The organism is Streptomyces sp. NBC_01426 (assembly GCF_036231985.1).
Lineage (GTDB): Bacteria > Actinomycetota > Actinomycetes > Streptomycetales > Streptomycetaceae > Streptomyces.
Map to the genome: position 1 here is coordinate 444,068 of NZ_CP109500.1, position 17,576 is coordinate 461,643.

Consider the following 17,576-nt stretch of genomic DNA (forward strand, 5'->3'; position numbering starts at 1 on the left):
CGCGGTCACGGTGCAAGCCACCATGCTGCCTCCTCGGCGCGCGGCATAGGTCCGCCTGACCGCGGTCGGACTGGCAGAGGGGTCCAGGCAATCACCCGTTGCGCCGGGTGGCATGCGGGAGGAGCCGCCGTACGGCCGGCCGGTGGAGCCCGTTCGCCCGGTCGGAGCTGTGAGGGCTGTCGGCCGGCGGGAGCGTGCCGGAATCCGCGGTCGGGTACGACAGCCGCCTGGCACTACCGCCGGGGCGAGGCGGCCGGGGCACAGCGGCCTGGGCAAGGCGGCCTGGGCAAGGCGAGCGGTCTTGCGTCGAGTGGGGGCGGGTCGGGGCGCGGCGTCACCGCCGGATGCCTGATCTGCGCGACCATCGGTCCATGCCGTGGCTCGCCGCTCGAAACCTCCGACGTTCTCGTCCGCTACCGGTCCGCCGTCCAGCCGCCCCGCTCACGCCCCTCCAGGGAGGCCCCGGCGCGGATCCGCTTCGCGCACCGCACCGCGGTGACCGTCAGGAGCGCCCCAGGTGAGTGGAGAGGGTGCTCGTGGTTCAGACGTGGAACAGCACGCCCAGGTGACGGTCGGTGAGTCCCGCTGGCCCATGGCCGGCGCCGTCGTGGCGGCGATCGTACTGACGTTGTTGCTGCCCGACGACCTGCGTCTGGCACCGGGCTGGGTGCTTCCCGTGGTGGAGGGGTTGCTGCTGGTGGCGCTCATCGCGGGTGACCCCGGACGGATCAGCCGCCGCTCGACCGCTCTGCGCGCTGCCTCGATCACGTTGGTCGGCGTTCTGGCGTGCAGCGCCATCTGGTCGACCATCCGACTGGTCGACGACCTCATCCACGGTGGGAAGGAGACCAATTCCGCCGCCAGCCTGCTGCAGGCGGGCGGTACGGTCTGGGCCTGTACGGTTCTCGCGTTCTCGCTGTTGTACTTCGAGCTCGACGGCGGTGGTGCCGCTGCCCGCGCACACCGCATGCCGGTCACCCCCCAGCTCGCCTTTCCCCAGCATCTCAGCCCCGAGCTGAATGCCGCCCACTGGCGACCGCGCTACGTCGACTACCTCTACCTCGCCCTCACGAACGCCACTGCCTTCAGCCCCACCGACGTCATGCCGCTGGCCTCCTGGGCAAAGATCTCCATGGGCATCCAGTCCCTGGTCTCGCTGCTCATCCTCGGCCTCGTCGTGGCCCGCGCGGTCAACGTGTTCGCCTGACGGGCCCGTCAGGACCTGAGTTGTCCGGCGGCCGGCGGACCGAGACCTCAGGCGCGGGCCGCGGAGGCGGCGGTGATCCAGTTCCTCAACTCGACGTGGCCGAGCGACGAAAAGCCGCCGAGCCGTCGCTCTCCGGCGTCATGGACGCCTACGCGCACGCCCTCCTGCAGTCCTTCGCCGACAGCAGCAACCTCTTCCCCGAGCTGCTGCGCGCGCGGGGGCCCGGGTCACTGGACCGCGGAGCCCGCACCATCACCGAAATCCACCGCCTGCTGCCCGAAGCGGCAACCCCCGACAAGGACCAGATCCGGCGCTCCGATCCGCAGAGGGCTCTGGACACTACGGCCCGAGCGATCCCCGGCGCCTGCTTCCACAACTCCGTGCGCCCCGCCCCCGCCGACGGCGAAACGGCCAGACGACGGTACGCGGACGAACTCGGCGACATCGCCATCGCCTACCTCCTCACCCGACCGACAGGGCACCGCGCACGCCTGATGCAGGGTCCGGCCCCGGCTGGGCTGGGTGGAGCAGTTGGCTGGCGGAGCCGTGCACCCGTTTCGAGACTGGCCCCATGAAGAGACAACGATCACTCGGATCGCGCGCCCGGTCGCTGGCCGCCCTCGTGGCGGGACTGCTCCTCATGGGCACGCCGAGCGCGTTCTCGCTCCCCCTCGACGGCGCCCGCGACCCCGCCGCTCCCTGCGTCTCCACCCCGGCCGAGTACCGGGCCGCTTGGGAGGCGCGCGAGGTCCGGTGCGTGGCACCCTCCCTCTTCGGGACCACGCACGCCCGGGACCAGACCTCGCTGTACCCGAGTGGTTTCCGCTATGCCTGGGCCGGCTCCAGCACCAACCTTGAGCAGTACCTGAAGCTGCGGGCGCGGTACGGCGACGAGCCCGCCAAGGTCGGGATCGGCGTCCTGTCCTACGTGGGCTACCCGGGCTTGGAGGACTGGTCGACGCCGACCGATCTGGAGGTCTACACGCTGCCGGCCGGCGTCCGTGCGCAGGTACCGGCCTTCGAGACCTGGTTCCGGCTGCTCGACGAGGAGTTCGGTACGATGCGGGCGTACCCGCTCGCCGCCCAGCGCGACCTGGTCGTCGCGTACTCCCGGCTGACGCGGGACAAGGACGTCGTCGGGGCGTTCCAGGACGTCACCGGCTGCCGTCGTGACGCGCTGCTCGCGGGTGATGCCCCCTCGGCGGAGATCGGCTGCAACCGCTCCTTCCTCGGAGCGCTGGCGGCCGCCGGACCGTCCCCGTACGACGGCGCCGACTCCCGGACCTGCTTCGCGAACTTCCAGACGCGCTACCGGGGCGACCGGGACGCATCGGCGCTGCGGGGCGCGCTGTTCCAGTGCCAGGACGCCGGGTTCCTCAACACCGGTGTGGGGCTGGGCTACAACACGTACGCCAATCCGTTCGTGTGTCGGTCCGCCGACCGGCAGAGCGTGCGGGAGAGGTACACCGGCCGCGAGTTCATCCTGCCGAACGCGCGGTTCACCGCCCTGCCGAGCCATGTCGACATCCCGCTGGACCTGGGAACTCCGGGCCAACGCGGCTTCCTGCAGGCGGGGTACTGCCGGTGACCTGAGTCGGTGGTGCATCGGCGGCGGGTGGCGCCTCCGTCCATCCGGGACCCGGCCGACCGGGCCTCGGATGGCGGGATGCACGGGTGACGGGATGCACGGGTGACGGGATGCACGGGTGGCGAGGTGTCCGGGTGGCGAGGACGCTGGAGACATGCGACGGCGATGGCGTGCGTCCGGCCCAGTGGTGGCCGCGCTGGCCGTCGCCCTGCTGGTCGCGGGCACGCCCGGGGCATCCGGTGCGACCCGGGCATCCGGTGCGTCCGGTGCGTCCAGTGGGGATGACGGGCAGCGAGTGGACATCGGTGGCGGGCGAAGCCTCTACCTGCACTGCTCGGGCTCCGGGAGTCCGACCGTGGTGCTGTTGTCCGGGCTCCACGAGGCCTCCGATCCGTGGTCGCTCACCGATGTCACCCCGCCCGTGCCCAAGGCACCGGCGGTGCTGCCGGGCGTGGCGGCGTTCACCCACGTCTGCACCTACGACCGGCCGGGCACCATCCGCTACACCCAGCCCCCGACGCTCACCTCCCGCAGCACGCCCGTGCAGGGCACGCGGAGCCTGCCCGCCATGGTCCAAGACCTGGACCGGGTGCTGAGCGCCGGCCACGTGCCGGGGCCGTACGTGCTGGTGGGGCACTCCTTCGGCGGCATGCTCGCCCTGCGGTACGCGCAGGAGCACCCGGAGCGGACGCGCGGACTGGTCCTGGTCGACGCGCTGGGACCGGCGCTGAAGCCCGCGATGGGGGCGGACTGGCCGGCGTACGTGAAGGCGCTGCGACACCCCGGCACACCCTTCGACAACGACCCGGACTTCGAGCAGGTGGACATCGACGGTGGAGTCGCCGCCATCGATCGCGGCGGGCCGCTCCCGCCGGTCCCGGTCGCGGTCCTCAGCAAGACCGAACCGTTCGCCGCGCCGCCCACCATGGCCAAGGATCTGCTGGCAAAGCTGGAGGCCTCCTGGCCCAAGGCCCAACAGGCTCTGGTGGCGCTGCGGCCGCAGACCCCGCACCTGTTGGCGACCGGCAGCGACCACTACGTCCAGCTCCACGACCCCGACCTGACGATCGCGGCCATCCGTCTCGTCACCGGCCGCGCCGCCCAGTCGAGCACGGGGACACAGGCCCCGTAGAGCCCCCGGCCATCTCCGGTGATCAGTCGCGGTCGACGTGCTCGCGCACGACGGTTCCCTTGGCGGCGTCGATGTCGTACGTGGTCTTGTTCCAGTCCGGGGTGACGATGTCGACCGACCAGACGTCGTCGTCGAGTTCCACGGCCGTGACGGCACCCGGGGTGCGTCCCGTGGCGGTGACCACCGCCTTCTCCGCGGTGCTGGTCGCGGCCTTCACCTGCTCGGCGATCTCGCTCTTGTCGTCCGCGTCCTGCCCCGGCTCGACCCGCGAGCGGCTGATCTTCCCGGTGACGGCGTCGACCCGGACGTCATGGACGGTTCCGTCCTCGGCAGCCACCGAGACGTCCCACACCGGCATCCCGGCCGCCTGGGCGGAGGCCGCCGGGCTCGGGCTGCCCGAGGCGGTACCCGGGGAGGCGCCCCGGGTCGCGGTCAGCTCGATCTCCACGAGCCGGCCCTTCGCAACGGCGCCGAGCGCGGTGGCGGCGGCATGGTTCCACTGCACCTTCGCCGCGGGCACCAGGGCCATGCGCTCACGCTGGTCCTCGGTCATCGCGCCACCACCCGTCGGACTGGCCTGGGAGGAGGACGGCGCCGCGGGAGCGGAGGTCACGGGGGCCTTGCTCCCGCCACAGGCTCCGGCCATCAGCGTGGACGATACGGCGAGACTCACGGCGAGGCCGCGTAGTCGAGAGGGAGTCGTCATGACCGCCACGCTTTACCGGCATGACCGGTTCCGGCGCCGGACCACACCGCGAACCACCCGATCGCGAACCACTGACGCACTCGAACGGACCAGCGTCTCGGGCCGGCGTCCCGCGTTCAATCGAAGGTGCCGACAGGGTCCCGGCCTCGGGCCCGCCACGTGCTCACTTGCCGAGGGCCCGCTTGAGTTCGGCCTTGTCCATCTTGGAACGGCCCTCGATGTTCCGCTGCTTCGCCTCGTTGTACAACTGCTCCTTCGTCGGGCCCTGCGAGCCGCTGTGGGAACGCTGCCCGCCGCGCTTCGAGGAGGACATGTCCTGGATCGACGAGCGGCTCGCGGTCTTCGACTCGCCGGAACGGGCTCGTTCCTTGTTGACCGTGCGCGCGGCGATCTCCTCGGCGCGCCTGGTGCTCTCGCCGCGCTGCTCGGCGCTCTCCTTGATGTGCTCGTACTGACGTTCGCGCTTGGGGCTGGATCCGCGGGGCATGGCCTCTCCTCGACTCGTCACGTACCGATCCGGCGGCGGATCCACCGGACGCGCACCGCGTCTGCCCGGACGAGGGTGCATCACACCGCCTTCGGGTGGCGCTCATGTCCGCCCGTGCGCCGGAGGACCCGCGGCCGCGTTCACAGCCGGCGCGTGCACGTACAGGCAGCGTGCTGGGCCCCGCCGCCGGCCGCGACCGGGCCGGGTCCACCCGGGTCACGCGCGGTGCACGACGGGGCGGAACGGGTCAGAGCCTGTCAGGACCGGGCGGGGGAGAGCTCGGCGCGGACGAGGGCGGCCGCCAGCCTGGGCAGATCCTCGGCACCCACGAGATGCGCCAGGCCCTCGGCTGTCCGAGGGAGACCCAACTCGGCGGCAGCATGGCGAGCCCGCCGGTCGAAGGCGGGCCGCAGCTCGGGCCAGACGCCCTGTGCCTCGCGGCAGAAGATGTCGGCGCCCACCGGGCCGATCCGCGGCACTTCCCGGAGCAGCTCACGGATGCGGTCGGGGTCCTCGCACGCCGCCTTGCGCAGCCGTCGCAGGTCCCCGGCGTACCGGTCGCGGACGAGTTCGGCGCCCTCTGCGAGCGCCGTCGCCGTGCTTTCGTCGTAGCGGCGGTAGTGGGCACGGCCCAGTGCGTCCACCCGGTCCTGCCAGGAGGACGCGGCCATCGCCCGGGGCGTGCGCCACCCTGCGGCGAACACCTCGTGCGCGGCGGCCACCGCGATGTCCGCCTTGATGCGCACGGAGAACAGGACGCAGAGCGTCAGCAGTTGGTACAGCGGCATGGGGGTGTTCCGCAGGTGGATTCCCGCCTCCTCGGCATGGGTCCGCCCGTGTTCGGCCAGCAGTTCCCTCACGGTGGCACGCTGCGTCATGTCGGGCCTCCCTTCGTCCGGCCGGTGCGGGCTCCCACGGCTCCCCTACCCAGGTTCGCCGTCGTCAGGCGGACGTGTCCGGCATGTCCCGCGCCCGGCACGACTGCGGTCGTGATGCCGGGCGCGAGGGTCGGCGCGAGGCCGGGCGCGACCGCCTCCGGGCGGTGCCGCGGCCGGTCGGGCTCAGGCCTCCGTGGGGTCAGCGGGGATCGCGTGCACCTCGACCGGTTCGTTGCCGGGCTTCCCGCCCGGGCCCGGGGACGCCGACGCCCGTGCGGCGATCTCCAGGGCCCGGTCCTCGTTCTTGACGTCGACCAGCCAGTAGCCGGCCAGGATGCGGCCTTCCTGGGCCGGCCCGTCGGTCACCCGCGGCCGGCCGTCGCTCCCGGCTCGTACCGTCTTGACCAGTGACGGGCCCCCGAGGCCCTGACCGTCCACCCACTCCCCCGCCGAAACGAGGTCCTCGTTGAGGGCATTCATGTGGGCGAACATGGCCTTCGTGTCGTCCGCCGAGAACGACGACATGAGGGCGTCCCACTGGTCGGCAGGCACGTTCAACTGGATCATGTACTTCATGTTCCTCACCCTTCCCGGGCGGTTGTCCGGCTTCTCAGGCTCTTCGAGAAGGTAGACGGGCGGGCGGCGCGAAACTCATCGGTGGCCCTACGGTCGTTCGAAGGCCTGGAGCATGCCGCCGAACGAGAAGCACAGGGCGCCGGACAGCGTCCCCCAGTTCGCGATGTCGGCGTTGATCAGGCTTCCGGTGGCCGGCCGGGTGAAGGCGGCCAGTGCCGAGAGCATGAAGAGCACCGACCCCAACTGGTTCACGGCGACGATCCACCAGCCCAGACTGCGCGAACGAAAGCAGGGCCGGGACCTGTGGCAGATCTCGGCGAACGCGAGGTGGCCCGAGACCAGGAAGAGTACGCATCCGACCACGTCAGGGGCCCAGATGAGCCGGTTGGTCTGCTGAGCGGTGAGCCCTTGGAGGAAGGAGTCCAGAAGGTTGACGCCGAACACGAGCGTCCCCACGAACAGGACGAACGTGCTCAGCCAGTCCAACCGCATGGGCTCGTACCCCCACCACCTCCAGTCGGCGGTGACCAGGTCACCGCCCTGCCGGGAGTGGCGAGGCGCGTTCAGCGTCTGCAGGAGGGAGGTGTAGCCCCCGAGATTGAAGAACAGACCGCCGGCGAAGTAGAGGGAGGCGCTCTCGCCCGCGTCGCCCGATCCGAACTGGGCCACGGCGGCCCCGAGGGCGAAGAGCGCCCCTCCGATGACGAACGCGCCCGAGGCGAGGGCGTTCAGTCTGCGAAGGCGCCCGAGGGCTCCGGCGTCGGCACGCGCGGACACGGAAGCCGTGTCTCCCGGGCCCAGGACCGAGAGCACCCCCCGTCTGCGCGCGGCGCGCGACTCCCACACGACGGTTCCCCCGTCGGAGCGGTGCCAGGTGCGCCGGGTGGTGAAGGGTCCCGCGCCTTCGACGCGTTGCTCAGGCTGTCCCACGTCCCGAGACTAGCCCTGGGCGGGTGCCCCGACAGCCAGCGAAACGCGTGGCGAGGCCGCCCCGACCGCCCCCGGCCACATCCGCCCCTCGGGTTTCAGGTCTCACGCAGGCGTACGGCCAGGGCGGCGATGTCGTCGTCGAGGCGTCCTCTGCTGTAGCGGAGCAGGTCGCGGTGGAGAGTCGTGAGCAGTTCACGGGGTGGCGTCGGGGGTTGTCGACGCATCCAGGCCGCCAGCGGGAAGAACTCGCCGTCGCGCGCGCGGGCCTCCGCGATCCCGTCGGTGTAGAGGAGCAGCAGGTCTCCGGGGGCGAAGTCGAAGGAATCGACGTTGTAGTGCTCGCCGATGAGCTCCGCGAGGCTGAGCAGTGGCGAAGGGGTGGCGGATTCGAGGACACGGAGTCTCCCGCGGTTCAGGAGCAGTGGCGGGGGGTGTCCGCAGTTGAGGATGTCGACACGTCTGCCGTCGTGCGGGATCTGGACGAGGAGGGCGGTGGCGAAGCGTTCCATCGGCCCTTCGGGCGGAAAGGCGGCGTTGTAGCGGGTGCTGCTGGCGTCCAGCCTTCGTGCGACGTTGATCATGTCGCTCTCGCCGAAGGCCGCCTCGCGGAAGGCGTTGACGATCGCCGCGGCCGCCCCCACTGCCGGCAAGCCCTTGCCCCGCACATCGCCGATGAGCAGTCTGACCCCGTAGGGCGTGTCGACCACCTCGTAGAAGTCCCCGCCGATGCGGGCTTCCGCCGCGGCCGCGAGGTACAGCGACTCGATCTCCATGCGCCCGATGCGGCGTGGCATGGGGCTCAGCACCACCTGTTGCGCCGCGTCGGCGACGAGTCGTACCTGGATGAGGGTGCGCTCGCGCAGCAGCCGGACGTGGCTTCCGTACGCGGCGGCCACGGTGACCGCGATGATCCCCGCGGCCGTCCACCACGTTCCCAGGTCGGGGAAGACGAGGCCGAGGCCGATCATCAGGAGGAGGCAGACCGTCCCGAGCAGGACAGTGGGCAGGACCGGCCACATGGCGGCGGCCAGGGCCGGCGCCGCGGGCAAGAGACGGCTGAAGGCCATCTCCGGCGGTGTGGCGTAGGCCAGGCTGGCGATCACCACGGTCAGGATGACCGGCGACAGCCGCACGAACCATCCCCGGCCGTCGCGCCGGCGGAGCCACGGCCGCCCAGATTCGGTCACGTTTCTCACGATATCTGCGTAATGGTGGCATAGCGCCCCGACGAACACGGCCGGCGGGACTCGGGGCGTGCGCCACCCCTCCTCGACTCGAACAGGTGACCGAGTCCGTTGTCGTCGCGTCCGGCAGGACGACGTATGGCCCGCACGGGCGGCGGCTCCGTTCGGGGCCACGGCTCGGGGTGCGACCCCGGCGTGCGAACAGCCGGCCCACCTGCCGGGGCTGCGGGCTTCTCGTTCGGCGGCGCGGCGGGCGGCGCACTTCTCCGGCGTCGCCCAAGATCGGATGGTGGACCTCCTTCGCAATACGAGAACCCGGTACCGCGCGGTCCGCCTGCTCCCTGCCGTCATGATCGTGGCAGCGGCGGTCACCGACTTCGCGACGCCCCAGCAGGACCACTACGGCGCCTTCCTCTATGTGGTGCCCGGACTGGCCGCCGTGGGGTGGGGCATGTGGGGGACCATGGCCTTCGGGGCGGCCGCGATCGTGGTGCTGACCGTGCTGGAGGCGGACCGCGGAGAGCCTCCCTTTCGGGCCGCCCTGTCGTTCACCGTGCTGGTCGGGATGATCAGCGTGGTGGCGGCCTGGTCCAGCAGCGTCCGTCAGCGGCGTGAGAAGGAGCTGCGGCACGTCCGGGAGGTCGCGGACGTGGCACAGCGCGCCGTTCAACACCCGCTGCCCGAGCATCTGGGATGCGTCGACCTGCACCTCCTGTATGAGACGTCGGTGGCCGGCGCCCACCTGGGCGGCGACTTCTACAAGGCGCTCCAGGTGGAAGGCGCGGTGCGGGTGATGATCGGAGACGTGCAGGGCAAGGGGCTCGGGGCGGTCGAGATCGCGGCCGTGCTCCTCGGCTCCTTCAGAGAGTCGGCGTACACGGAACCCGACCTGGCCGCCATCGCCCGCAAGCTCGAGGCCAGCATGCGCCACTACGAGTCGCGCGTCGGCATCGACGACGCCGACCGCTTCGCGACCGTGATCCTGGCCGAGATTCCCACCGACCGCCCGGTGATGAGGCTGCTCAGCTGCGGTCACCCGCCACCCGTCCGTCAGGTGCGCGGCCACACGGCTCAGTATGTCGACTTCCCGCAGCCGTCCCTGCCCGTCCACCTTCCGGTCAGTGTCGAGGACGACCACACGGTCGAGGAAGTGCCCTTCGAGGTGGGTGACCGTGTGCTCATGTACACGGACGGCGTCAGTGAAACCCGCGATGCCTCCGGCGCCTTCTACCCGCTCGTCGAACGGGTATCGGCCTGGCAGGAGGTGGCGGACCGCGAGGTCCTGCCTCGACTCGCGGCCGACCTGCACCGGTTCAGCGCGCACGGCCTGGACGACGACACGGCCGCCGTGCTGGTCGTACGTGCCGCCGTCTCGCGCGCCGACGACGACACCCCGATGGCGCGGGTCGCCGGGGAACACGCCCGGTAGGCCGTGACGCGAGCCCTCGGCCCGGGCAGGCTCACCCGTCACCGTCCGTCCCGGACTCGCGGCAACCTTTCCGTCCGCGGTGGCAACTGGTTGGCGTCCACCACCAACCACCCGACCACCAGGACAGTGACTGATGCGCACCACTCGACACACGGCACGGCACCGCAGGCGCAGGCTCGGCCTGAGCGTGGGCATTCCGTTGGCAACGGCGACCGCAGCGGGCCTGGCGTACGGCGGGGCCTTCGGAACCTTCGGTGCGTTCGGTGCGTTCGGTGCGTTCGGTGCCGAAGCCTCGGCGAAGGCAGCGACGGCCGGTGCCACCCCGGCGTGGGCCCGGGAGGTCGCGGACGGCTTCGCCTCGGTCAACGCGCTGGGTCAGAAGGGCACTTACGGTGGGCGGGACGGCGCGATCGTCACCGTGCGGAACCTTGCCGACCTGGAGAGGTACGCCACCGCCTCGAAGCCGTACGTCATCGTCGTGGCCGGCACGATCACCATGGCCCCGAAGGGCAAGGAGATCAAGGTCGCCTCGGACAAGACCATCGTGGGCGCGGGCACTTCGGGCCAGATCGTCGGCGGCGGGTTCTTCCTGGGGCAGGGCGTACACAACGTGATCATCAGGAACCTGACGATCCGCGACTCGTACGCCGGGACGTGGAACGACAAGGACCACGACTGGGACGCGATCCAGATGGACGGCGCCCACCACGTGTGGATCGACCACAACAACCTGCGGAACATGGCCGACGGGCTGATCGACAGCCGCAAGGACACCACGTACCTGACGGTGTCCTGGAACCAGTTGAAGAACGACAACAAGGCCTTCGGCATAGGTTGGACCGATCACGTCACCGCCGACATCACGATCCACCACAACTGGTTCCACGAGACCGAGCAGCGCAATCCGTCCACCGACAACGTGGCGCACGCGCACCTGTACAACAACTTCCTCCAGGACGACCCGGATTCCTCCATCTCCGCTTCCTACGGCAACTACGCGCGGGGCGGAACCAGGATGGTGCTGGAGAACAGTTACTTCGAGGGCCTCGCCAACCCCGTCACCAAGGACGGAACGGCCTCACTCGTGCAGCGCGGGAACGTCTTCGTGCACACCACCGGCCGCAACGAGAGCGGCGGGACGGCCTTCGACCCGAGGACGTACTACCGCTACACCCTGGACCCGACCGCCGCCGTCCCCTCGAAGGTGAGGTCCGGCGCCGGCCCCCGTCCCACCATCGGCACAACGGCCGCCACCGCTCCCGCCACGGCCACGCTCTCCGTGGCCAAGGACGGCTCCGGCCGGTACAGGACCGTCCAAGCCGCCGTCGACGCGGTACCGGCGAACAACTCCACACGGGTCGTCATCAGCGTCAAGCCCGGCACCTACCGGGAAACGGTCAGGATCCCGTCGAACAAGCCGCACGTCACCCTGCAAGGGACCGGCGGCAGCCGCAGGGACACGGTCATCGTCCACGGCAACGCCTCCGGCACCCCCACACCGGACGGCTCGGGCACGTACGGCACTGCCGGCAGTGCGACCGTCGCGGTCGAGGCCGATGACTTCCAGGCCCGCAACCTCACCGTCTCCAACGACTTCGACGAGAAGGCCCACCGCGACGTCAGCGCACAGGCGGTCGCGCTGCGCACCGCCGCGGACAAGGTCCTCCTCGACAGTGTGATCATCACGGGTGACCAGGACACCCTTGAGATGGACGGCGCCGCGCGTGCGAGGCCCGGCCGGGTCTACATGACGAACTCGTACGTCGTCGGTACCGTCGACTTCGTCTTCGGCAGTGCCACCGCCGTGATCGACCGCTCGGTGATCACCCTCAAGAAGCGCTGGGACGGCACCTCGGCAGGCTGCGTCACCGCGCCCAGCACCCCCGCCGGCCGCAAGGGGTTCCTGATCGTCAACAGCACGTTCAACGGCGACGTGGCTCCCGGAAGCTTCGCCCTCGGCCGGCCGTGGCACGCGGGCGGCGACGCGTCCCTCGACCCGCAGACCACGGTGCGCGACTCCACGCTCGGCAGCGGCATCCGCCCCGCACCGTGGTCCGACATGGGCGGCTTCTCCTGGAAGGACGACCGCTTCGCGGAGTACGCGAACACCGGCCCGGGCTCCGGCACACCGAGCGGCGACCGCCCGCACCTGAGCGACGCCCGGGCCTCCGGCCAGGAGGTCGGGGACTGGTTGGGCGACTGGACCCCGGTGACCTCCTGAGGTCCACCCGTACAGGGCCTCCGACCTGCGGGTTCATGATGCAGTCGGGTTCGGCGGCCGATGCGGCCGCCGTCATCGACGCGGCGGGGCGGTTTCACGGGGTGGGCTCACGGGGTGGGTAGGTGGGGAGGTCGATCGCGTCGGCGGGGGGCGTGAACAACTTCGACGCCAGGCCACCGAGTCGGGCGGCGGCCGGGCTGCCGACGACCCTCAGGACGGTGTTCATCGTGGCGAGCCCGGCGCGGCCGCGCGGGTTGAGGATGCGCGGTGTGCCGGGCGGCAGCTTCTGCGCCTGGTCCACGTAGGGGCGCATGAGCATCTCGTACCGGGCGAACGCCGTGCGGTGCGGGTGGGCGGCGAGCTCGCCGGCGAGGATGTACGCACCGGTGAGCGCGAGGCTCGTGCTCATTCCGCTGAGCGGGGACGAGCAGTGGGCCGCGTCGCCGATCAAGGCCACCCGCCCCCTGGACCAGGACGGCATGCGGGCCTGGCCGACGGCGTCGAAGTAGAGCGGGGCGTCGTCCAGGGCGGCGAGCACCCGGGGCGCCTCCCAGCCGACGTCGGCGAAGGTGCGGCGCAGGATCGTGACGAGGTCGCGGTGGTCGAGCGCGTCGAGGCCCCGGACGTCGGACAGGAAGGCGAGCGTGGCCCGGATGGTGCCGAGGTTGTCCGGGCGCAGGGTGACGCTGCGACCGCGGCCGGCGCTGTGCCAGCGCCACAGGTCGGTGTCGGCGCCCGTGCGGGGGATGGTCAGATAGGCGATGTAGAAGTCGAGTTCGCGCACGGCGTCGATCTCGGGGAAGACCAGGAATCGGGTGCGGGAGCGCAGTCCCTCGGCGAGGACGACCAGGTCGAACGTGCGGGTCGGACCGTGGGCGAAGGTGACCGTGACCCCGTCCTCTTTGTCGTCGAGGGCGACGATCCGGTCGCCGAAGAGGTACTCGGTGTCCTCGCGGGTGCGGTCGATGATGATGCGGGACAGTTGGCCCCGCAGGATCTCCAGCTCGGCGGTGGCCCCGTCGGAGTCGGACGTGCCGGCCGCGAAGCGGGCGAGAGGGGCGCCGGTGGCGTCGACGAACTCGGTGCCCGTCTCACCGGTCGAGGCGGCGCGGATCGCGTCCTCGATGCCCATGCGGCGGGCGACCTCGCGGCCCGCGCCGCGGACGTCGATGTTCTGCCCGTCCTCGCGAAGCTCGTCGAAGCGTTCGACGACGGTGGTCTGCCGGCCCTGGGCGTTGAGCCAGTAGGCCAGGGCGGGGCCGGCGATGCCGGCTCCGGAGATCAGGACGGTGGGTGTGTGCACGGGGTCCCTTCGGCGAGGCAAACGGATCGGTCGTGTTGCTGGTCCATCCAACTACCGGAGGAGCAACGTGGGGAGGACATGCCGGTGCCCATGTGACCACGGCCCGCAGGCGGGTGGCCGGCGGCGCGGTCGTACGATCGGCGGATGAGTCCTGCGCTGGTTCTGATCGACCTGATGCCCCGTATCGTCGCCCTGCCGCTGGCCCCGTACTCCGGTGCGGAGGTGGAGGAGCGTTGTCGTCGGCTGGCCGAGGCGTTCCGGGGACGGGGCCTTCCCGTGGTGGTGGTGCGGGTGGAGCGGCCGAACGTGGTCGAGCAGCCGCCCGGCAGCGGGTACGCGGAGGGGCTGGTACGGCCCGGGGACATCGAGATCATCAAGCGGACGGTCGGGGCCTTCGAGGGCACCGGTCTGGACGGGCGGCTGCGCGAACGGGGCGTGGACACGGTGGTCCTCGCGGGCCTGGTGACCACGATGGGGGTGGCGGCCACCGCGTGGGCCGCCTCCGACCGGGGGTACGAGGTCGAGTTCGTGGCGGACGCCATGTCGGGGTTCGCCGCCGATGAGCACACGCTGACCGTGGAACGGGTCTTCTCCCGGATCGGTGAGGTCCGCACCGCCGCGTCGTACCTCTGAGGCAACGTGCCGGGGGGCGATCCACCGTGGACACGGACGTCCGCCGTCCGGCGCGGCGTCTTCCCGTGACCGGGAAGCCGCGCGCGGGTGGTCATCCGCTCCAGGCGCGCCGCACCGTGTCGTCCTCGACCTCGAGGTTCAGCCGTCCGGCGAGGTATTCCATGGTCAGGATCGCGCCCGGTGGGACCGTACGCACGGTCGACCAGCCGCGCCGGTGTGCCTGGCGTTCGGCCTCGTCGGTGCCGAGACCCACGTAGCGCTTCGGGTCGTCGGCGGGTGTGGGAGAGGAAGTGGATGCGGTCATGGGCCTCTCCTGCCCCGCCGACACGCTTCGGATGCCCTTGACGCCGGGTGGGCGCGGGTGATCCTGTCCGCGGGATCCCGTTCGCGCTCGTTTCCCCCTCCTCCGCCCTGAGTCCGGCGGCTACTCCAGCAGCCGGCGACCGATCAGCTCCATCACCTCGGCGCGGCTGCGGCTGCCGTTGTCGGCGGCGTTGAAGTGATTGCCGATGCGTACCGAGACGGCGAGCAGGCAGCGGACCTCGACCTCGTCCTCGTCGGGGCAGAAAGAGGAGAACAGCGAACGCAGGTAGTCCATGCGGCGGTTGTCGACGCGGCGCAGGCGCTCGGCGACGGCCGCGTCGCGGCGGGCCCAGTCGCGGATCGCGATGTCGGCGGTGGTTCCCCGCACCGGCCCGTCGGTGCTCTCGGCGACGATGTCGAACAGTCGCTTCAACCTGACCCTGGCCGCTCCCCCGCCGCTCTCCACCTGCTCGATGACGCCTTCGGCGACCTCGTACTCCCAGGTGTCGAGCATCTCGGTGAGCAGCGCGTCCCGGTTGCGGAAGTAGCCGTAGAAGCCACCCTTGCTGACGCCGAGTGCCTGGGCCAGCGCCTCGATCCGCACGGCTTCGGGGCCGCCGGCGACGAGTGCCCGCAGGCCCTCCTCGATCCACTTTCCGCGGGGTGTGCGGGTCGCGCCCATCCTGCGTGCCTCCTCCCTGTGTGTCTCCTCACGTCCCGCCGAGTATACGGGGCCGTATAGATCTGCCTACACTCGATATATACGCCACCGTATAGACAGGGGTCCGACCATGCGACTTCCCCGAACCGACCACACCGAACGCCCGTGGAGGATCCACGAGATCGCCGCCGACTTCACGGTCGAGGACGTATGGGCGCTGCCCACCCCCGGCGGCCCGGACGACCTCGCCTGGTTGGTGCGCCAGTTCGCCGAGGGCATGAAGAGCGGGGTGAAGGGAGACGGTTTCGTCTCCCGAGCCCTCTTCGCCGTCCGCTGGAGGCTGGGCGCGCTGTTCGGTTGGGACGAGCCGGATTCCGACGCCGCCGGCCGGCGGGCCGAACTGCGCGACCGGTTGCCGGCGGACCTCCGCGACGGGCCCCGGGGTCCCGACCTCGGCTCGTCCCCGTTCACCTCGCTCTACCAGCGCGAGGACGAATGGGCCGCCGAGATGGCCAACAAGACCGTGCGGGCGGTGATGCACATCGGTTGGGTGCCGGACGGGGCGGGCGGCCACCGCGGCCAGATGGCCGTCCTGGTGAAGCCGAACGGACTCCTGGGCTCCCTCTACATGGCCGCCATCAAGCCCTTCCGGTACCTCGGGGTGTACCCGGCACTGCTCCGCTCCATCGGCCGCGAGTGGGAGGCGAACGCCGCTGCGCGAGGAGGCGCGAGTCGCAACGCGAAGGGCGAGTGATCCGCTGTCGGTCCGTCGACAACCCCTGACCGCCCGCCCGCCGGGTTCACTCGGGCCGGGATCTCGCCGACGGCCACCGCCGCATCACGCGCACCATGGGTGACGGTCTCCCCACCGGCACGGCCGACCGCAGGCAGCCCACGGTCCCCTACTCGTGTCCCTCGTCCTCGCACCGGTCGACGAGGATGACCGCGACGTCGTCCGCGAGGGCGCCCCGGGTGTGGCGGAGCAACGCCTGGCGCAGGCCCTCCAGGAACTCCTCCAGGGTGCGGTCGCGCATGCTCGCCATGGCCTCGGACAGGTCGAAGAAGGCGCCGTCCCGGTCGCGCGCCTCGATCACACCGTCGGTGTACAACAACAGCCTGTCCCCCGGCGCGAACGGATGGCGGTCCACGCGCCCGGGAGGACCGCTGATGAACTCCGCCAGGCCCAACGGCGGCAGGGGTGTGGCGGGCATCAGGAACCGGACCGAGCCGTCCCGTTGCACCAGGGGCGGCGGATGGCCGCGGTTGACCACCTCGACACGGGGGCTGCCGTCCGGGATCTGGACCACCACGACGGTGACGAATGCCTCGAGGAGGGTGTCGTCGCCGTCGGCCTCGCCCGCGCCCACGAGCGCGCCCGCGACGAGGGCGTCCCGCCGCAGGGCCGCCTCGCAGTGGTTGACGACCTCCACCAGGTCGTCCTCGTAGTGCACGGACTCCCGGAACGCGCCCAGCACGATCGCGGCGGCCCGTACGGCGGGCAGACCCTTGCCCCGGACGTCTCCGACGATCATCCGGATGCCGTACCGGGTCTTGACCGCCTCGTACAGATCGCCGCCGATCTGCGCACCCGACTCGGCCGCCAGGTACAGGCTGGCCGCCCGCACACCGCCCAGCCGGGACGGCACCGGCCGCAGCAGGACGTCCTGGGCGGCCGTGGCGATCCGCCGAACCTGGTTGAGCTCGTTCTCCCGGCGCGTCCGCGCGGTGCTGCTCGTCATGAGGCTCGCCGCGGAGACGAGGAACAGGGCGAGGAAGTTCGTGTAGACCTGCTGGCCTCCCCAGGCATGGTTGTGGGTGGCGGTGACCACGCTGACTCCGACGGCCACCCCCGTCGCCGCGAGCGTGCCCTTGGGCCCCATCGTCACCGCCGCCAAGGCGGGTGTCGCGACCAGCAGGGGGCCGGTGTACAGGACGTGTGCGGGCGTGAGCTCGACGAGGAGCACCAGCAGGGCGAGTGCGAAGGGCAGGCACTCCGCCAGTGCGAAAAGGACCTGGTGGTGACCGCCGGCTCCCGGTCCCGGGGGCGAGCGCAAGGGCGCCCTCATGCGTACAGCCTGCCTCGTCCGGACGCATGGCCGCCACTCCGGTTCACCGGCCCGGTCGCCGCCGTGGCGGCGGCCCGGACCCCGCCCATGCCCCCGCACGGCGCGCCACACCCTCGTCCTGAGCGGCGATCCCAAGATCGCTGCGGGCCGGCGACCGACGCTCCCCGCTGCCGACGGCCCGAAGAGGTTGGAAAATATGAACATGGGCGTTTTCCTGGGAATCTCCGGCGCCGGCTGCTCGGCTTGACCGCGAGCTTCTCCGCCTCCCCGCG

18 protein-coding genes are annotated in these 17,576 nt (G+C 71.3%); 8 read left to right on the forward strand and 10 right to left on the reverse strand.

The genetic code is table 11. The annotated features are described in order from the left end of the window. Positions 1–547 precede the first annotated feature (547 nt). The 4 genes from OG906_RS02115 (at position 548) to OG906_RS02130 (ending at position 3,927) form a co-directional block, all read left to right on the forward strand. Positions 548–1,207 (forward strand): hypothetical protein, encoded by a 660-nt coding sequence (locus tag OG906_RS02115; protein ID WP_329439388.1) that lies wholly within the window; start codon positions 548–550, stop codon positions 1,205–1,207. Between the two features lie 95 nt (positions 1,208–1,302). Then, the gene (locus OG906_RS02120) at positions 1,303–1,782 is read left to right on the forward strand and encodes a hypothetical protein (protein ID WP_329439390.1); all 480 of its coding nucleotides are present in this window, start codon (positions 1,303–1,305) and stop codon (positions 1,780–1,782) included. Next, positions 1,779–2,795 carry a hypothetical protein gene (locus tag OG906_RS02125; RefSeq protein ID WP_329439392.1) on the forward strand — a complete coding sequence of 339 codons (1,017 nt, stop codon included), beginning with the start codon at positions 1,779–1,781 and terminating at the stop codon, positions 2,793–2,795. The genes OG906_RS02120 and OG906_RS02125 overlap by 4 nt, the downstream gene beginning before the upstream one ends. Positions 2,796–2,949: 154 nt before the next feature. Continuing rightward, entirely contained in the window at positions 2,950–3,927 is a 978-nt protein-coding gene (locus OG906_RS02130; protein ID WP_329439394.1) for an alpha/beta fold hydrolase, read from the forward strand. Between the two features lie 22 nt (positions 3,928–3,949). Here the strand turns inward: OG906_RS02130 and OG906_RS02135 are convergent, their stop codons facing one another. The 6 genes from OG906_RS02135 to OG906_RS02160 all read right to left on the reverse strand — a co-directional run bounded on the left by OG906_RS02135 (position 3,950) and on the right by OG906_RS02160 (position 8,691). Then, complete coding sequence (locus tag OG906_RS02135; protein WP_329439397.1) at positions 3,950–4,633, reverse strand: PepSY domain-containing protein; 684 nt, start codon at positions 4,631–4,633, stop codon at positions 3,950–3,952. 163 nt (positions 4,634–4,796) lie between these two features. Beyond that, positions 4,797–5,120, reverse strand: coding sequence for a plasmid stabilization protein (locus OG906_RS02140; protein ID WP_329439399.1), 324 nt, complete (start codon positions 5,118–5,120; stop codon positions 4,797–4,799). Positions 5,121–5,377: 257 nt separating this feature from the next. After that, the gene (locus OG906_RS02145) at positions 5,378–5,998 is read right to left on the reverse strand and encodes an endonuclease (RefSeq protein WP_329439401.1); all 621 of its coding nucleotides are present in this window, start codon (positions 5,996–5,998) and stop codon (positions 5,378–5,380) included. Between the two features lie 183 nt (positions 5,999–6,181). Then, on the reverse strand, positions 6,182–6,574 hold the full coding sequence (locus tag OG906_RS02150) for a YciI family protein (protein WP_329439403.1): 393 nt from the start codon (positions 6,572–6,574) through the stop codon (positions 6,182–6,184). 87 nt (positions 6,575–6,661) lie between these two features. Beyond that, entirely contained in the window at positions 6,662–7,504 is an 843-nt protein-coding gene (locus OG906_RS02155) for a hypothetical protein (protein WP_329439405.1), read from the reverse strand. Between the two features lie 95 nt (positions 7,505–7,599). Further along, positions 7,600–8,691, reverse strand: a complete 1,092-nt coding sequence (locus OG906_RS02160; RefSeq protein WP_329439407.1) for a PP2C family protein-serine/threonine phosphatase — start codon at positions 8,689–8,691, stop codon at positions 7,600–7,602. Positions 8,692–9,037: 346 nt separating this feature from the next. Here OG906_RS02160 and OG906_RS02165 point away from each other — a divergent pair, with 346 nt between their 5' ends. Then, positions 9,038–10,117 (forward strand): PP2C family protein-serine/threonine phosphatase, encoded by a 1,080-nt coding sequence (locus OG906_RS02165; RefSeq protein ID WP_329439409.1) that lies wholly within the window; start codon positions 9,038–9,040, stop codon positions 10,115–10,117. Positions 10,118–10,250: 133 nt separating this feature from the next. After that, positions 10,251–12,338: a pectinesterase family protein gene (locus OG906_RS02170; RefSeq protein ID WP_329439411.1), complete on the forward strand. Its 2,088-nt coding sequence runs from the start codon at positions 10,251–10,253 to the stop codon at positions 12,336–12,338. Positions 12,339–12,432: 94 nt separating this feature from the next. Here OG906_RS02170 and OG906_RS02175 read toward each other — a convergent pair whose 3' ends face one another. Beyond that, positions 12,433–13,641 carry an FAD-dependent monooxygenase gene (locus tag OG906_RS02175; RefSeq protein WP_329439412.1) on the reverse strand — a complete coding sequence of 403 codons (1,209 nt, stop codon included), beginning with the start codon at positions 13,639–13,641 and terminating at the stop codon, positions 12,433–12,435. A 144-nt stretch (positions 13,642–13,785) separates the two neighbouring features. On the opposite strand from OG906_RS02175, the gene OG906_RS02180 reads away from it, so the two are divergent. Beyond that, positions 13,786–14,274: a cysteine hydrolase family protein gene (locus OG906_RS02180; protein ID WP_329439414.1), complete on the forward strand. Its 489-nt coding sequence runs from the start codon at positions 13,786–13,788 to the stop codon at positions 14,272–14,274. A 91-nt stretch (positions 14,275–14,365) separates the two neighbouring features. On the opposite strand, the gene OG906_RS02185 is transcribed toward OG906_RS02180, so the two are convergent. Continuing rightward, positions 14,366–14,578 (reverse strand): I78 family peptidase inhibitor, encoded by a 213-nt coding sequence (locus tag OG906_RS02185; protein WP_329439416.1) that lies wholly within the window; start codon positions 14,576–14,578, stop codon positions 14,366–14,368. Positions 14,579–14,698: 120 nt separating this feature from the next. Further along, the gene (locus OG906_RS02190; protein ID WP_329439418.1) at positions 14,699–15,259 is read right to left on the reverse strand and encodes a TetR/AcrR family transcriptional regulator; all 561 of its coding nucleotides are present in this window, start codon (positions 15,257–15,259) and stop codon (positions 14,699–14,701) included. 109 nt (positions 15,260–15,368) lie between these two features. On the opposite strand from OG906_RS02190, the gene OG906_RS02195 reads away from it, so the two are divergent. Continuing rightward, the gene (locus tag OG906_RS02195) at positions 15,369–15,992 is read left to right on the forward strand and encodes a DUF2867 domain-containing protein (protein ID WP_329439420.1); all 624 of its coding nucleotides are present in this window, start codon (positions 15,369–15,371) and stop codon (positions 15,990–15,992) included. A gap of 148 nt (positions 15,993–16,140) precedes the next feature. Here the strand turns inward: OG906_RS02195 and OG906_RS02200 are convergent, their stop codons facing one another. Further along, positions 16,141–17,304 (reverse strand): PP2C family protein-serine/threonine phosphatase, encoded by a 1,164-nt coding sequence (locus OG906_RS02200; protein ID WP_329439422.1) that lies wholly within the window; start codon positions 17,302–17,304, stop codon positions 16,141–16,143. Positions 17,305–17,576 lie beyond the last annotated feature (272 nt).

Excerpts from the sequence above, each read along its gene's own strand:
- OG906_RS02125 (WP_329439392.1), top strand. The coding sequence starts at position 1,779 with ATGAAGAGACAACGATCACTCGGATCGCGCGCCCGGTCGCTGGCCGCC.
- OG906_RS02130 (WP_329439394.1), top strand. The coding sequence starts at position 2,950 with ATGCGACGGCGATGGCGTGCGTCCGGCCCAGTGGTGGCCGCGCTGGCC.
- OG906_RS02135 (WP_329439397.1), bottom strand. The coding sequence starts at position 4,633 with ATGACGACTCCCTCTCGACTACGCGGCCTCGCCGTGAGTCTCGCCGTA.
- OG906_RS02140 (WP_329439399.1), bottom strand. The coding sequence starts at position 5,120 with ATGCCCCGCGGATCCAGCCCCAAGCGCGAACGTCAGTACGAGCACATC.
- OG906_RS02145 (WP_329439401.1), bottom strand. The coding sequence starts at position 5,998 with ATGACGCAGCGTGCCACCGTGAGGGAACTGCTGGCCGAACACGGGCGG.
- OG906_RS02150 (WP_329439403.1), bottom strand. The coding sequence starts at position 6,574 with ATGAAGTACATGATCCAGTTGAACGTGCCTGCCGACCAGTGGGACGCC.
- OG906_RS02165 (WP_329439409.1), top strand. The coding sequence starts at position 9,038 with ATGATCGTGGCAGCGGCGGTCACCGACTTCGCGACGCCCCAGCAGGAC.
- OG906_RS02170 (WP_329439411.1), top strand. The coding sequence starts at position 10,251 with ATGCGCACCACTCGACACACGGCACGGCACCGCAGGCGCAGGCTCGGC.
- OG906_RS02180 (WP_329439414.1), top strand. The coding sequence starts at position 13,786 with ATGAGTCCTGCGCTGGTTCTGATCGACCTGATGCCCCGTATCGTCGCC.
- OG906_RS02185 (WP_329439416.1), bottom strand. The coding sequence starts at position 14,578 with ATGACCGCATCCACTTCCTCTCCCACACCCGCCGACGACCCGAAGCGC.
- OG906_RS02190 (WP_329439418.1), bottom strand. The coding sequence starts at position 15,259 with ATGGGCGCGACCCGCACACCCCGCGGAAAGTGGATCGAGGAGGGCCTG.
- OG906_RS02195 (WP_329439420.1), top strand. The coding sequence starts at position 15,369 with ATGCGACTTCCCCGAACCGACCACACCGAACGCCCGTGGAGGATCCAC.
- OG906_RS02200 (WP_329439422.1), bottom strand. The coding sequence starts at position 17,304 with ATGAGGGCGCCCTTGCGCTCGCCCCCGGGACCGGGAGCCGGCGGTCAC.